Origin of the sequence: Corallococcus praedator (assembly GCF_003612125.1) — a bacterium.
GTDB classification, from domain to species: domain Bacteria; phylum Myxococcota; class Myxococcia; order Myxococcales; family Myxococcaceae; genus Corallococcus; species Corallococcus praedator.
Map to the genome: position 1 here is coordinate 1 of NZ_RAWI01001293.1, position 406 is coordinate 406.

Sequence of the window (406 nt, forward strand, 5' to 3'; positions counted from 1 at the left end):
ACGTGGCGTCGATCGAAAAGTACCAGTGGGAAGAAGTGAAGCCCCAGGTGGACCACGTGATCTTCCCGGACGGCAAGCGCATCACGCTGCTGGCCAAGGGCCGCCTGGTGAACCTGGGCTGCGCCACGGGCCACCCGAGCTTCGTGATGTCCAGCTCGTTCGCCAACCAGACCATCGCCCAGATCGAGCTGTTCACCAAGCAGGCCGACTACCAGGCCGGCAAGGTGTACGTGCTGCCCAAGGTGCTGGACGAAAAGGTGGCGCGCCTGCACCTGAAGAAGGTCGGCGCCCAGCTCACCGAACTGAGCGACGTGCAGGCCGCCTACATCGGCGTGAACAAGGCCGGCCCGTACAAGCCGGACACGTACCGCTACTGATCCGGCGGTTTGCCTGAAGGCCCATGCAG

General features: G+C 64.3%; 1 protein-coding gene. It reads left to right on the top strand.

Features of this window, described 5'->3' with window-relative positions; genetic code table 11:
• On the top strand, window positions 1-377 hold a 377-nt coding region (locus tag D7Y13_RS44135), incomplete at its 5' end, for an adenosylhomocysteinase (protein WP_147452767.1).
• Window positions 378-406 lie beyond the last annotated feature (29 nt).